Source organism: Mycolicibacterium sp. ND9-15 (assembly GCF_035918395.1).
GTDB lineage: Bacteria > Actinomycetota > Actinomycetes > Mycobacteriales > Mycobacteriaceae > Mycobacterium.
Genome location: NZ_CP142362.1, coordinates 4,014,081 through 4,027,435 on the forward strand (window position 1 = coordinate 4,014,081; position 13,355 = coordinate 4,027,435).

At 66.6% G+C, this 13,355-nt stretch carries 13 protein-coding genes; 9 read left to right on the plus strand and 4 right to left on the minus strand.

The window, feature by feature from the left end; translation table 11 throughout:
• Window positions 1–9: 9 nt before the first annotated feature.
• Together QGN32_RS19205 and QGN32_RS19210 are read right to left on the minus strand one after the other, a co-directional pair.
• Window positions 10–1,518, minus strand: coding sequence for a class I adenylate-forming enzyme family protein (locus QGN32_RS19205; protein ID WP_326545867.1), 1,509 nt, complete (start codon window positions 1,516–1,518; stop codon window positions 10–12).
• Entirely contained in the window at window positions 1,515–2,363 is an 849-nt protein-coding gene (locus tag QGN32_RS19210) for an SDR family oxidoreductase (RefSeq protein WP_326545868.1), read from the minus strand. Before QGN32_RS19210 ends, QGN32_RS19205 begins: the two co-directional genes overlap by 4 nt.
• Before the next feature lie 211 nt (window positions 2,364–2,574).
• Between QGN32_RS19210 and QGN32_RS19215 the strand changes: the two genes are divergently transcribed.
• The 4 genes from QGN32_RS19215 (at window position 2,575) to QGN32_RS19230 (ending at window position 6,697) form a co-directional block, all read left to right on the plus strand.
• Complete coding sequence (locus QGN32_RS19215) at window positions 2,575–4,152, plus strand: methylmalonyl-CoA mutase family protein (protein ID WP_326545869.1); 1,578 nt, start codon at window positions 2,575–2,577, stop codon at window positions 4,150–4,152.
• A complete protein-coding gene (locus QGN32_RS19220; RefSeq protein WP_326545870.1) occupies window positions 4,152–4,568 on the plus strand; it encodes a cobalamin B12-binding domain-containing protein in 417 nt (138 codons plus the stop codon). Before QGN32_RS19215 ends, QGN32_RS19220 begins: the two co-directional genes overlap by 1 nt.
• A 93-nt stretch (window positions 4,569–4,661) precedes the next feature.
• On the plus strand, window positions 4,662–5,618 hold the full coding sequence (locus tag QGN32_RS19225) for an LLM class F420-dependent oxidoreductase (RefSeq protein WP_326545871.1): 957 nt from the start codon (window positions 4,662–4,664) through the stop codon (window positions 5,616–5,618).
• Window positions 5,619–5,689: 71 nt separating this feature from the next.
• The gene (locus QGN32_RS19230) at window positions 5,690–6,697 is read left to right on the plus strand and encodes a CaiB/BaiF CoA transferase family protein (RefSeq protein WP_326549157.1); all 1,008 of its coding nucleotides are present in this window, start codon (window positions 5,690–5,692) and stop codon (window positions 6,695–6,697) included.
• Here QGN32_RS19230 and QGN32_RS19235 read toward each other — a convergent pair.
• Window positions 6,685–6,999 (minus strand): 2Fe-2S iron-sulfur cluster-binding protein, encoded by a 315-nt coding sequence (locus QGN32_RS19235; RefSeq protein WP_326545872.1) that lies wholly within the window; start codon window positions 6,997–6,999, stop codon window positions 6,685–6,687. The two genes, QGN32_RS19230 and QGN32_RS19235, sit on opposite strands and share 13 nt — an antisense overlap.
• 112 nt (window positions 7,000–7,111) lie before the next feature.
• Here QGN32_RS19235 and QGN32_RS19240 point away from each other — a divergent pair, with 112 nt between their 5' ends.
• The 4 genes from QGN32_RS19240 to QGN32_RS19255 are packed head-to-tail and all read left to right on the plus strand — an operon-like array spanning window position 7,112 to window position 11,150.
• Window positions 7,112–8,509 carry a class I adenylate-forming enzyme family protein gene (locus QGN32_RS19240; protein WP_326545873.1) on the plus strand — a complete coding sequence of 466 codons (1,398 nt, stop codon included), beginning with the start codon at window positions 7,112–7,114 and terminating at the stop codon, window positions 8,507–8,509.
• On the plus strand, window positions 8,494–9,306 hold the full coding sequence (locus tag QGN32_RS19245; RefSeq protein ID WP_326545874.1) for an acyl-CoA dehydrogenase family protein: 813 nt from the start codon (window positions 8,494–8,496) through the stop codon (window positions 9,304–9,306). The genes QGN32_RS19240 and QGN32_RS19245 overlap by 16 nt, the downstream gene beginning before the upstream one ends.
• Window positions 9,293–10,381 carry an acyl-CoA dehydrogenase family protein gene (locus tag QGN32_RS19250; RefSeq protein WP_326545875.1) on the plus strand — a complete coding sequence of 363 codons (1,089 nt, stop codon included), beginning with the start codon at window positions 9,293–9,295 and terminating at the stop codon, window positions 10,379–10,381. The genes QGN32_RS19245 and QGN32_RS19250 overlap by 14 nt, the downstream gene beginning before the upstream one ends.
• Window position 10,382: 1 nt before the next feature.
• Complete coding sequence (locus QGN32_RS19255) at window positions 10,383–11,150, plus strand: enoyl-CoA hydratase/isomerase family protein (protein ID WP_326545876.1); 768 nt, start codon at window positions 10,383–10,385, stop codon at window positions 11,148–11,150.
• A gap of 217 nt (window positions 11,151–11,367) precedes the next feature.
• Here QGN32_RS19255 and QGN32_RS19260 read toward each other — a convergent pair whose 3' ends face one another.
• Complete coding sequence (locus QGN32_RS19260; protein WP_326545877.1) at window positions 11,368–12,132, minus strand: SDR family NAD(P)-dependent oxidoreductase; 765 nt, start codon at window positions 12,130–12,132, stop codon at window positions 11,368–11,370.
• Between the two features lie 76 nt (window positions 12,133–12,208).
• Between QGN32_RS19260 and QGN32_RS19265 the strand changes: the two genes are divergently transcribed.
• Entirely contained in the window at window positions 12,209–13,348 is a 1,140-nt protein-coding gene (locus QGN32_RS19265) for a thiolase family protein (protein ID WP_326545878.1), read from the plus strand.
• The last annotated feature ends 7 nt before the right edge of the window (window positions 13,349–13,355 follow it).

Here is a 13,355-nt window from a genome sequence, read left to right on the forward strand (position 1 = left end):
GGCTCCTTGCTAATTGGCGGCTGTCAACTCCGCGATCAGTTCTCGACGCAGCACCTTGCCGGTCGCGTTGGTCGGCAACTCATCGCGGAACACCACTCGGTCAGGTGTGCGCGACCCGCGCAACACACGCCGCACGTGCTCGCGCAGTTCGTCGGCGTCCGGGGTGCCCGGGCCGTCTGGAGTGTCGGCGGGCACCACCACCGCGACGATGATCTGACCCCATTCGGGATCCTCCGGCCCGACCACGGCGCAATCGCGCACCGAGGGGTGTTCGACGAGAACATCCTCGATCTCTGCAGGCGCGATGTTCTCTCCGCCGCGGATGATCGTGTCGTCGGAGCGGCCGCCGATGAATAGGTAACCGTCCGCGTCGAGCATCGCGATGTCTTTGGTAGGGAACCATCCGTCCTCGTCGAGCACCGACCCGATCTCGGTGTAGCGGCCGGACACCTGCTCGCCGCGAACGAACAGCTCACCGGCCTCACCCGGGTCGAGCACCTCGCCGTCGGCATTGCGGATCTGCACCTCGACACCCGGCACCGGCTGGCCGACGGAACCCAGCCTGCGCTGGATCGCATCGTCGGACGACGCGAGGGCTTCGCGGTGGTCCTCGGGGCCGAGGACGGCGATCGTCGAACTGGTCTCGGTCAGGCCGTAGGCGTTGACGAACCCGACGTCGGGCAACAATTCGAGTGCCTTGCGCACCAATGGAAGTGGGACTTTCGAACCGCCGTAGGCCAGGCTGCGCAGGGTCGACAGCGACGTGTTCTCCGACTCCAGGGCGCTGACGATGCGGTCCAGCATGGTGGGCACGACCGTCGCCGACGTCACGCCCTCGTCCCGCACCAGCCGGATCCATTCTCTGGCGTCGAACTGCGGCAGGTACACCATCTTCCGGCCGGCGTACAGATTGGACAGCGCCGCGCTGACACCCGCGATGTGATACGGCGGCACACAGATCAGTGCTGCGTCGCCGGGTTCCGCGGAGTCGAACTCCACGGTTCCGGTGATGTAGCTGGTGAGGTTGTTGTGCGTCAGCTCAACGGCTTTGGGGCGTGATGTCGTTCCCGAGGTGAACAGCACGACGCCGACATCCTCGGGGTCTGGGAATGCTGGGACATCGGGGCCGGGCTCGCCAGTCTGCGCGGCGTCGAGGAACTCCTCGGGGCTCATCACCAGTTTGCCCGCACCCGCGACCATGTCGCGATACTCGGCGTCGGCGACGACGAGCGGCTGGGGGAGACGATCGATGAGTTCCCGCAGACCGTCGGCGCTGAGCCGGTAGTTCAGCGGCGTCACTGGGACCCCGGCCCGGGCCGACGAGAACAGCAGCAACGGCAGCATCGCGCCGCCCATGCCGACGTAGGCGACGTGCGACGCGCCAGAGGCGGCGATGACGCCCGCCCCGCGGTCGGCGAGCGTGCTCAACTCACCTGTGGTCAGCCGCAATTGGCCAGACACCACGGCCGTGCGATCCGGATTGCTCGAGGCCATCTCGAGCAGCAGTGAGATGCTCATGACTTGTCGACGAAGATATCAAGGATGGGATTGTCGCCTCCCCCGTAGCGGGACAGGTCCGTCACGCCGGATTCGGCGAGTAGTTCGGAGTCGATGAAGCACTTGCCGTTCACGTCGGCCGGGGGACGAGACAGGATCAGCGCGGCCGCGTCACCCATGATCTGCGGATCGCGGGACCGGTCGAGCATCTCCTGGAAGTTGGGAGCGTTCGCCACCGCGGACGTGGCGATGTAGGTCTCGGGCCACAGGCAACTGAAGCCGATGCCCGCATCCGCGTACTCTGCCGCCCACCCCAGCGAGAGCAGTGTCATCCCGTACTTCGACAGCGTGTAGGAGGGGTGGGCGCCCAGCCAGCGCGGGTTCATGTTCAGCGGCGGCGCCAGCGTGATCACGTGCGCGTCCGTGGACTGGCGCAGGTATGGCAGCGCGGCCCTGGTGAGCAGGAACGTGCCGCGCACGTTGATGTCCATCATCAGGTCGAACTTCTTGGCGGCCAGTTGCTCGGTCGGCTCGGTGGCGATGGCGCTGGCGTTGTTGACGACGATGTCGACGCCGCCGAAGCGCTCGACGGCCGCGTCGACCGCGCGCTGCACATCCTCTTCTCTGCGCACGTCGCCGACCACCGCGATAGCCTTCCCGCCGCCCCGCCCGGAACCCTTGACGCCGGCGGCCTCGACCTCCGCGACGGCGGTGTGCACGGTGCCGGGCAACCTGGGGTGCGGTTCGGCCGTTTTGGCCAGCAGCACCACGTTGGCACCGCGCTGGGCCGCAGCCAGCGCGATCGCCAGACCGATACCGCGACTGCCGCCGGAGACGACGAGCGTGCGGTCAGTCAAGGCGGACATAGACCTTCCTTTCGCTGCGACCTGCGTCGTCCCACGATGCTAGCCGACAACATCACGTGATCGGTATTGTCGTTCTCATTTTATGCAAGTGCCATAATCGCTGTGTACCGCGCCTTCAGCGCCTCTGGCCCCCAGCGTACGCCCGGTACTCCCGGCGCGTTTCCGCCGTGCGGTATTGGCATTCTCATTTTTTGCAAGTACGTTATCCGTGATGAGCGAGCCAGTACAGACCCCGTCCGGGATCCCGCTCGAGCCGGTCTATGGCCCAGCGGAGAGGGCCACAGAGCCGCCTCCGCCAGGCACCTACCCGTTCACTCGCGGAAACTTCGCGACCGGGTACCGCGGGAAGACCTGGACGTTTCGTCAGTACTCGGGATTCGGCACCGCCGAGGAGTCGAACCGGCGCTACCGTTACCTGCTCGACCAGGGCGGCACCGGGTTGTCGGTGGCGCTGGATCTGCCCACCCAATGCGGGTACGACTCCGACGACCCTGAGTACGGCGAAGAGGTGGGCCGGGTCGGCGTCGCGGTCGACACGCTCGCCGACGCGGAGATCCTCTTCGACGGCATTCCGCTCGACAAGATCAGCACGAGCTTCACGATCAACGGCACCGCCGCGATCCTGCTGGCGTTCTACGTCGCGGCAGCGGAGAAGAAGGGTGTACCGCGCGAGAAGCTGACCGGCACCATCCAGAACGACATCCTCAAGGAGTACGCGTCGCGCGGTACCTGGATCTGGCCGCCGGAGCCGTCGCTGCGGTTGATCGCCGACACCATCGAGTTCTGCGCGGCCGAAGTGCCGAAGTTCAACGCGATCTCCGTCGCGGGGGCGCACTTCCGCGATGCCGGGGCGAACGCGGTCCAGGAGATGTCGTTCACCTTGGCCGATGGGGTGACCTACTGCGACACCGTCGTCGAACGCGGCCGCATGACCATCGACCAGTTCGCGCCGCAGATTTCGTTCTTCTTCTACACACACGGCGACTTCTTCGAAGAGATCGCGAAGTACCGGGCAGGCCGGCGGAGATGGGCCACCATCGTGCGCGAGCGTTACGGCGCGTCGTCGGACAAGGCGTCGATGTTTCGGTTCGGATGTGTGGCCGGTGGTGCGTCGCTGTATGCGCCGCAAGCCCAGAACAACCTGGTCCGGGTGGCCTACGAGGCGATGGCCGCGGTGCTCGGCGGTGTGCAGTCGATGTTCACCGCCGCGTGGGACGAGCCGTTCGCGCTGCCGAGTGAGGAATCGGCGACGCTGGCGTTGCGGACCCAGCAGATCCTGGCCTACGAGACCGGCGTGACCAAGGTCGCCGATCCGCTCGGCGGTTCGTACTTCGTCGAGGCGCTCACCGACGCGACCGAGGAGAAGATCATCGAGATCATGCACGATCTCGAGAATCACGGCGGCATGGTGCGCGCCATCGAGGACGGCTACCTGCAAGGCCTGATCGCCGACGAGGCGTTCAAGATCCACCAGGAGATCGAATCCGGTGAGCGACCGGTCGTCGGGGTCAACAAGTTCGTCTCCGAGGAGCCGCCGCCGGAGATCGCGACCTACGAACTCGATGCGGAGGGGCGCGATCTGCAGCTCAAGCGGCTCGCAAAGGTCAAGGCCGAGCGTGACGCCACCGCGGTCTCCAAATCGCTGGCGGCCCTGGCGTGCGCGGCGGAAGGTGACGCCAACCTGATGCACAAGCTGATCGACTGCGCCAACGCCTACTGCACTGTGGGAGAAATGGTCTCGACGCTCAAGACCGCATGGGGCGAATTCCAGCAGCCGGTGGTGTTCTGATGGCGGATTCCGCTCCCGCCGCGCCGGTCCGCGTGCTTGTCGCCAAGCCCGGCCTCGACGGGCACGACCGCGGCGCCAAGATCGTGGCACGGACGCTGCGCGACGCCGGCTTCGAGGTGATCTACACCGGTATCCGGCAGCGCATCGAGGACATCGTGTCGATAGCCTTGCAGGAAGACGTTGCGCTGGTGGGTCTTTCGATTCTGTCGGGCGCACACGTGGCGCTCACGACGCGCACCGTGGAAGCCCTGCGCAAGGCCGACGCCGGCGACATCGCGGTCGTGGTGGGGGGAACCATCCCGCAGAGCGATGTGCCCAAGTTGCTGTCGGCGGGTGCGGCCGCCGTGTTCCCGACGGGCACTCCACTGGACACGCTGGTGGACGAGGTGCGCAAGCTGACGGGGATCGTTCAGTGACGTACTCGCCGAGTGTGAATTGTGGGCGACTTTTCCGAGCTTTTTTCGCCAAGGATTCACACTCGGCGCTGGACTCTCGGAGGATGAACTGACATGCGCCTTGGCGTGATGATCGGGGCCGAGCGCGGCGATATGGCCCGCAAGGTCGACAAGCTGGTCTCCGATATCGAGTGGGCCGAATCGGCGGGTATGGACACCGCGTGGATGCCTCAGGTGCCCAACGATTTCGACTGTTTGACCATGGTGGCGCTGATGGCGGCGCACACCTCGAGGATCGAACTCGGCACCGCGGTGGTTCCGCTGCAGGCGCAACACCCGATCGCGCTTGCGCGTCAGGCGTTGTCGGTGCACGCAGTGGCCGGTGGACGGTTGGCGCTGGGTGTGGGGCCGTCGCACCACTGGATAGTGCGGGACATGCTCGGCATCCCCTATGAGAAGCCGGCCGCCTACACCCGCGACTACCTCGAGGTGCTGAACAAGGCGCTGGCCGGACCCGGCGATGTGGATGTCGAAAACGACACCTTCACGGTGCATAATCCGACGGTGCTGGGCGCGCAGAACCCGTTGCCGGTGCTGGTCGCCGCGCTGGGGCCGGTGATGCTGCAGATCGCCGGCGAGCGCGCGGACGGAACCGTGCTGTGGATGGCCGACGAGAAGGCGATCGGCGAGCACATCGCGCCGAAGATCAACAAGGCCGCCGCGGAGGCCGGCAGGCCCGCTCCGCGCATCGTGGCGGGGATTCCGGTGTGCCTGTGCGCGAACTCGGAGATCGAGACGGCCAAGGAGCGGGCGAATCGCATTCTCGCCGAGGCCGAGACGTCGCCGAACTACCAGCGGCTGCTGGACCGCGGTGACGCGCGCGATGTCGGCGACCTGTGCGCCGCCGGGGACAGTGAACAGATTCTGCGGCGATTCCGAAAATTCGCCGACGCGGGCGTCACGGATCTGTCCGTTCGGCTGTTGCCGATCGGCGACAATCGCGACGAACTGATCGCGTCGAAATACCGGACGCGCGAGGTGATCGCGGAGTTGGCCAAGGCCGTGCGGTGACGGGCGCGGGCCCGCTGGACCCGATTAGCGGCCCGCCGCTGGCAGGTATCCGGATCATCGAGGTCGGCGTGATGCTGGCCGGCCCGTACGCCACCATGCTGCTGGCCGACCTCGGGGCGGAGGTCATCAAGATCGAACCGCCGGGCGGTGAGATCTCGCGTCAGGTCGGCGACAGCTACTTCGCCAGCCTCAACCGCAACAAGCAGAGCGTCGTGCTCGACCTGCGTTCGGATACCGGGCGACAGCGACTGGGCGAGCTCGTCGCGGAATCCCATGCGCTTCTGGTGAACATGAAGCCGTCGGCGATCAAGAAGCTCGGCCTGACCTACGAAGCGCTCCGGCAGTTCAACGAGAGCATCGTCTGCGTGGCGATGACCGGCTTCGGGCTCGAGGGCGGCGACGATCCCGCGTTCGACTACGTCATCCAGGCCGCGACCGGGGTGGCGGCGATGACGGGTCATCCGGATGAGCCGCCGACGCTGCCGGGGTACTCGTCGGCCGACAACTCGACCGGCCTGGCCGCGGCGCTGGGGCTGCTGGCACAGATCGTGTCGGGCCGCGGCGGTCAGGTCGATGTGTCCCTGCGGGACGTGATGCTTTCGCAGCTGAACTACCGCGCCTCGGCGTACCTCAACGACGGCGCGGCGCCGCTGCGCTACCCGTATGGGGCGCACTCGTATTACGTTCCGGCGCAACTGTTCGCCACCGCGGACGGTTATCTCGCGCTGTTCATCACGCATGACGCGTTCTGGCGGGCGTTCTCGGCCGAAGCGGGCATCGAGGGCTTTCCGACGATGGCCGAACGCGCTGCGAAGCGCGACGAGGTGCTGTCGGTCGTGGCCGCCGCGCTGGCCACCGACACCGCTGCGAGTTGGGAGTCGCGACTCCGCCCGCTCGGCATTCCTGTCGCCGCGGTGCGCACGTTGCCGGAGGCGTTGGAGCAGACGCCTGAAGTGATCGTCACCGCAGGCGATTTCCGGTTGGTGCGCAGTCCGATCCAGATCGTCGGTTACGAACCGGAGTATCGGCCCGCGCCGCATGTCGACGAGCACGGCGACATCTCGGCTCAGTCGTCGTAGGTCACGCTGACGGTGTCGGTTTCTGGAACCGCTTGGCAGGTGAGGATGTATCCCTCGTCGACCTCGTCCGGATCGAGTGCGTCGTTGACGCGCATGGTCGCGCGCCCCTCGGTGATCTTGGCCATGCAGGTTCCGCAGTTACCTGCTTCGCATGAAAATGGCGGCGACAATCCGGCGCGTCGGGCGCTCTCCAACACTGTCTCGTTGGAGACTTGGGGCACCGATACCTTCTTGCGGTCGAACACGATCGTCACCTGTCCGCCGCCCTGTGTCGGCTGGTCAGGCATCGGATCCGCCGTCATCAAACCCTCTCCCGGGACATAGATTCTAACTGGATGAGAACATCATTCTCGCTAAATGATACGCTATTCTCAATGCGATCCGTGGCCCGGTAGGCACTAGTGAGGACAGGGTGTGAGTGAGCCGATCGCGCTGGCCTTCGAGCAGCGTGAGTACACGCTGTCGCAACTCGATGCGCTGAGTGCCGGGATGGCCGCCGCCCTGGACCGCCGCGGGGTGCGGGCGGGGGACCGGGTCGCGTTGATGGCGTCCAATCGTCCCGAGTTCGTCGTCGCGCTGCGCGCCGTCTGGCACCTGGGCGCATCGGCGGTGCTGCTGAGCCCGGCGTGGAAGCGCGCCGAGGTCGAGCACGCGCTGGCACTGACCCGACCGGCGCACGCCGTCGGGGACCATCCCGTGCTCGCCGATCTCATGCCCATGTTGTCGCTCGACGAACCGATCGACCCGGCCCGACGGAACCTCGATGCGTTCGACCCGCAAGCCGATGCTTTGTTCGTTTTCAGTTCCGGCACCACCGGTATGCCGAAGGCCGTGCGTCACACGCATGCATCGTTGGCCGTTGCGGTGCGGCACTGGCGTGATGCGCTGCAGCTGTCCCCGTCCGACCGCATGCAGATCATGACGCCGCCCTCCCACATCCTGGGCCTGCTCAATATCGTGATGGCGCTCGAGACGGGCACCTGGCTGCGACTGCATCGACGCTTCGACATCGAGCTCATGTTGCGACACATCGAGAGCGATGGCATCACGATCGAGATGGCGGTGGCACCAATCGCTTTGGCGCTGGCGGCGTATCCGGACCTCGAGTCCTATGACCTGTCGTCGCTGCGCTACATCATGTGGTGCGCGACGCCTGTCACCGAGAGCGTCGCGGAGGCCGTCACCGGCAGAACCGGTATCACGTGGGTGACCGCGTACGGGGCAAGCGAGTTGCCGGTCATCTCCTGCAACGATCTCGACGGCGGGCATCTGGACACCGTGGGCCGAGCCGTTCGCGGCGTCAGCGTGCGGGTGGTGTCGTTGGACGGCGGCGGTGTTCTGGATGCGGGCGAGGTCGGCGAAATCCAGGTGCGGTCGGACTCGGCGATGGCGGGCTATCTTCCGGAGTCGGCGACGGTTGGCGCCTTCGACGACGGGTGGTACCGCACCGGCGATGTGGGCGTACTGGACGACGACGGGCGGCTCCGGATCACCGACCGGTCGAAGGAGATGATCAAAGTGCGTGGCTTCCAGGTCGCGCCCGCGGAGATCGAGGCGGTGCTGCACGGGCATCCCGGCGTCGATGACTGCGCGGTTTTTGGTGTGCCGGATGCGATCGACGGCGAGGCGATCGTCGCCGCGGTGACGACGAATGCGCCGGTACCCGGGGAGGAGTTGGCGTCGCTGGTCGGGGATCGACTTGCATCGTACAAGCGGCCGAGCCGGGTGGTCGTCGTGCCCGAGATCCCGCGGCTGCCGTCGGGAAAGGTATTGCGTCGAGTGCTGAAGGAGCGTCTGTGGACGTCCGTCTGACCAGTGAACAGCAACAGTTGCGCTCGGCCGCCGCGAGCCTCGCCGACGACCTGGGTCCGGGATCGGTGGCCGACCTCGACGATGCGAACCGTATCGCCAGGTTGGAGAAAGCGGTGGACGCCACGGGCTTTCGCACGCTGCGCTCGGATGGCGCGTCGGGTGTGGAAGTGGCGATCGTGGCCGAGGAGTTCGCCCGGGGGCTGGTCGATGTGCCCTTCATCGGGCCGGTGCTCGCCGACGACCTGCGGGTGCGCTCCGGGCGGGAACCCGCTGGAGCGGGGCCGCGGGAGTCGGTCGATCTGACGAACAGCCTTGCCGGCGTGGTGGAGTCACCCGGTGAGCTCGGTGAACTTTCGGAGGAGGGTGCCGACAGGTGGCGCGCATTGGCGCTGACGGTCACGTGTGCCGACCTGGTCGGGGCGGCCCGTGGGGCGCACACGTTGGCCGTCGAATACGCCAAGGTGCGTGCGCAGTACGGCGCGACGATCGGGTCGTATCAAGCGGTCGGCCATCTGCTGGCCGAGAGCCTGGCGCTCATCGAGGGTTCCGTGAGCGTGGCGCGGCACGCCGCCTGGGCGGTCGACGAGTTGCCGGTGGCCGAGGCGATCGAGGCGGCGCGCGTAGCCAAGATCTACTGTGCGCGAGCCGCTCTGACCGTCTGCGAGACATCGATACAGGTGCACGGTGGCATCGGCAACACCTGGGAGTGCCTGGCGCATGTGTACCTGCGTCGGGTGCTGGCCGCCACCGAGACGTGGCCCGTGAAGCTGGAGGAGCTGTCCATTGGACTTTCGTGACTCACCGGAGGAAGCCGCCTTCCGCGATCGGTTGCGCGGCTGGCTGACCGCGCAGAAGGGGAGGTTCCCGACGTCGGGCGACGAGTACTGGGCCGCCCAGGGCGTCTGGCATCAGGCGCTCTACGAGGCCGGGTTCTTCGGCACGTCCTGGCCGAAAAAGTATGGCGGACAGGATCTGCCGCCGGTCTACGACGTGATCGTCGACGAGGAGATCGCCAAGGCCGGTGCGCCGGCCCGGCCGAGCCTCGGTTATCTGGTGGTGGGGTTGTCACATTACGGGAGCGAGGAACTCCGGCAGCGATTCCTGCCCGGCATGATCAACGGCACCGAGCGGTGGTGCCAGGGCTTCTCCGAACCCGGTGCGGGATCGGACCTGGCCTCGTTGACGACGACCGCGACGCGCGAGGGCGACGACTACATCATCCTTGGCCACAAAGTCTGGACCAGCTACTCCGACGTCGCCGACTGGTGTCTGCTGCTGGCTCGCACGGACAAGGACGCGCCCAAACACAAGGGCATCTCGGCGTTCATCGTGCCGATGCACCAACCCGGCATCGAGCAGCGACCGTTGAAGATGATCAGCGGCGTCACCAAGGAATTCGGCCAGGTGCTGTTCGATGGGGCGCGGGTGTCGGCGGAGAACATGGTCGGCGCACCCGGCGAGGGATGGAAGCTCGCGATGACGGTCGTCAGCCACGAGCGGGAGCCGTCCACGCTGGGGTTCTCGGCTCGGTACGGAAAGCTGGTGCGACAGTTGGTTTCCCGAGTCGACGGTTCGACTCCCGAGGAGCTGTCCTGGGCATGGGTGCAGACCGAGATGCTGCGACTGCACGTGCGTAGAAGGTTGTCCGAGCAACTCGACGGGATGACGCACGGACCCCAAGGCTCATTGGACAAGCTGTTGATGACGTGGGTCGAGCAGTCGGTGGGCCACGCCGCGCTGGCTACGGTCGGCACCAGTGATCCCGAGTTGTTCGGCGCCTATATGTACAGCCGTGCGCAGAGCGTGATGGGCGGCACCTCGCAGATTCAGAAGAACATCATCGCCTCGCGCATTCTTGGATTAGGAGTCTGAATTGTACGATCTGCCACCGGAAATCGACGTCCAAGCCGATGGTGCGCTGCGCATCATAACGCTGAACCGGCCCGATTCGCTCAACTCGGTCAACGATGACCTGCACGTCGGTCTGGCGCACGTGTGGAGCCGCCTCGCCGAGGATCGCGAGGCTCGCACCGCGGTGATCACCGGTGCGGGACGGGCATTCTCGGCGGGCGGCGACTTCGGCTATCTGGAAGAGTTGCGGCAGGACGCCGATCTGCGGGCGAAGACGATCCTGCACGGCCGCGAGATCGTGCTGGGCATGGCCCGCTGCCGGATCCCGGTGGTGGCTGCGGTCAACGGTCCGGCGGTCGGTCTGGGCTGCAGTCTGGTCGCGCTGAGCGACATCGTCTACATCAAAGAGGATGCCTACCTTGCCGATCCGCATGTGCAGGTCGGCCTGGTCGCCGCCGACGGTGGGCCGTTGGTGTGGCCGCTGCAGATGAGCCTGCTGCACGCCAAGGAATTCGCGCTGACCGGCACTCGGATCTCGGCGCAGCGCGCGGCCGAGTTGGGTTTGGCGAACCACGTCGTCGAGGACCCACTCACCGAGGCCATCGCGTGCGCAAAGAAGATCATGGAACTGCCGCGCCAGGCCGTCGAAAGCACCAAGCGGCTGTTGAACATTCACCTCGAACGTGCCGTGCTCGCTGTGCTCGACTATGCGAACACCGCCGAGGAGCAGTCGTTCAAGACCGACGACTTCCGCGAGATCGTCACCCGGCTCAACGCCAAGAAGAAGTAGCGCCCCTTTTTCTTGAGCCGAGCGTGCGTGTCCGCTGCGCGACACGCCGCTGGCAGGCAGCATGTGCGCACCCTCGCTGGGCGGCGACGGTGCGCAAAGTGCTGCCATTGCGCGGCGTGTCGGAGTCAGACACGCGCCGTCGCGTTGGTACGAGCGTGCGCAACCTATTGTGAGTGCGCGGCGCGTCGTGTGCAAACACGCGCGCTCGCGCAGACGGTCACTTCGGCGGGAAGCGCAGCGCGCCGTCCAGGCGAATGATTTCGCCGTTGAGGTAATCGTTTTCGACGATGCTCTGCGCCAGCTGCGCGTACTCCGTCGACCGGCCCATCCGCTTGGGAAACGGCACCTGCGGACCCCAGTACTGCTCGAGCTGGTCGGCCGCCTGGCCATAGGCCGGGGTGTTGATCGTGCCCGGGGCGATGGTGACCACCCGGATACCGAGCGGCGAGAGATCGCGTGCGGCGACGAGCGTCATACCGAGCACGCCGCCTTTCGCCGCCGAATACGGGAGCTGGCCAATCTGGCCCTCGATGCCGGCGATCGACGCCGTGTTGATGATGACGCCCCGGGCGCCCTCATCGAGCGGCTCGGACTTCGCCATCTCCGCGGCCGACAGTCGCATCACATTGAAGACCGCGGTGAGATAGAACTCGATCGTCTTCTTGAAGCCATCGAGATCCAGCGGCGATCCGTCCTTGCCGATGAGCCGACCGCCGCTGGCCGGGCCGCCGTGCGTGTCCACCGAAATCCGCAGGGGAGCCAGCGAGGCTGCCTCGGCGATCGCCGCGCTGACGGAGTCCTCCGACGTCGCATCGGTGCGGACGTACCGCACGCCGAGTTCGCTCTCGAGCTTCTTGCCCTTGTCGTCGGCCATGTCCGCGACCACGACCTTGGCCCCGGCGCCGTGCAGACGCCGGACCGTCGCCTCGCCGAGTCCGCCGGCGCCGCCGACCACGATCGCCGAGCTACCCGCGATTTGCATATGGTTCCCCTTCTTGCAACTGTCACTCTCAGCCTGAGAGAATAGCATTCTCATACCGGTCGAGACGGAGACACCTATGCCTGAAGCCGAGATCGTTTCTGCCCTGCGCACCCCCATCGGTACCGCGATGAAGGGCACGCTGCGCGACACCGACGCCTACCACCTGGCCGAGCACGTAGTGGGCGCGGCGGCCGCCGAGTTGGGCTCGCATCCGGTCGACGACGTCATCCTCGGCGAAGGGCTGTACGGCGGCGGTGTCGTCGCCCGGCACGCGGCGATCACCGCGGGCCTGACCTCGGTGCCCGGCCTCGCGCTGAATCGGCATTGTGCAGCGGGGCAGGCAGCCGTCCAGAGCGCCGCCGCCGGCATCCGGGCCGGCATGGACCAACTGGTGATCGCCGGTGGCGTCAACTCCGCCTCGACGTCGCCGCGGTTCACGCGCAGAGCGGGGGACGAGCAGGTGGACTGGTTCCCGCCCACGCACCCGGACCGGCCTGACGCGCCGAACATGGACATGTCGATCACCGTCGGCTGGAACGCCGCCGTGCGCGCGGGCGTCAGCCGCGAGGAGATGGACCAGTGGGCGCTCGGCTCACACCGCAAAGCGATCCAGGCTATCGACGAGGGCCGTTTCAAAGAAGAGATCGTCCCGATCGAGACGCCACACGGGGTGTTCGACACCGACGAGCATCCGCGCCGCGACACCAGCATCGAGAAACTCGCCGCACTCAAGCCGCTGCACCCCGAAATCGAAGGCTTCTCGATCACCGCCGGTAACGCCTGCGGCGCCAATGACGGAGCCGCCGTGCTGACGCTGGCCAGCGACCGGCTCGGGTTGCCGTCTCTGGGCACCGTCAAGGCGTGGGCATCGGTCGGCGTCGATCCCGCCTTCACCGGCCTGGCACCCATCGAGGCGATCCCGAAAGCACTCAAGCGCGCGGGCATCTCGATCACCGACGTCGACCTGTTCGAGGTCAACGAGGCTTTCGCGGCGATGTGCGTGGCCACCGTCAAACTGCTCGACATCGACCCCGACCGCGTCAACGTCAGCGGTAGTGGTTGCTCACTCGGCCATCCGGTGGCCGCCACCGGGGCACGCATGCTCGTCACGCTCGTCCACGAATTGCGCAGGCGGGGCGGCGGGATCGGTGTCGCTGCGATGTGTGCCGGCGGCGGGATGGGATCGGCCACGGTCATCGAGGTTCCGGCTCCGTAGACTGCGA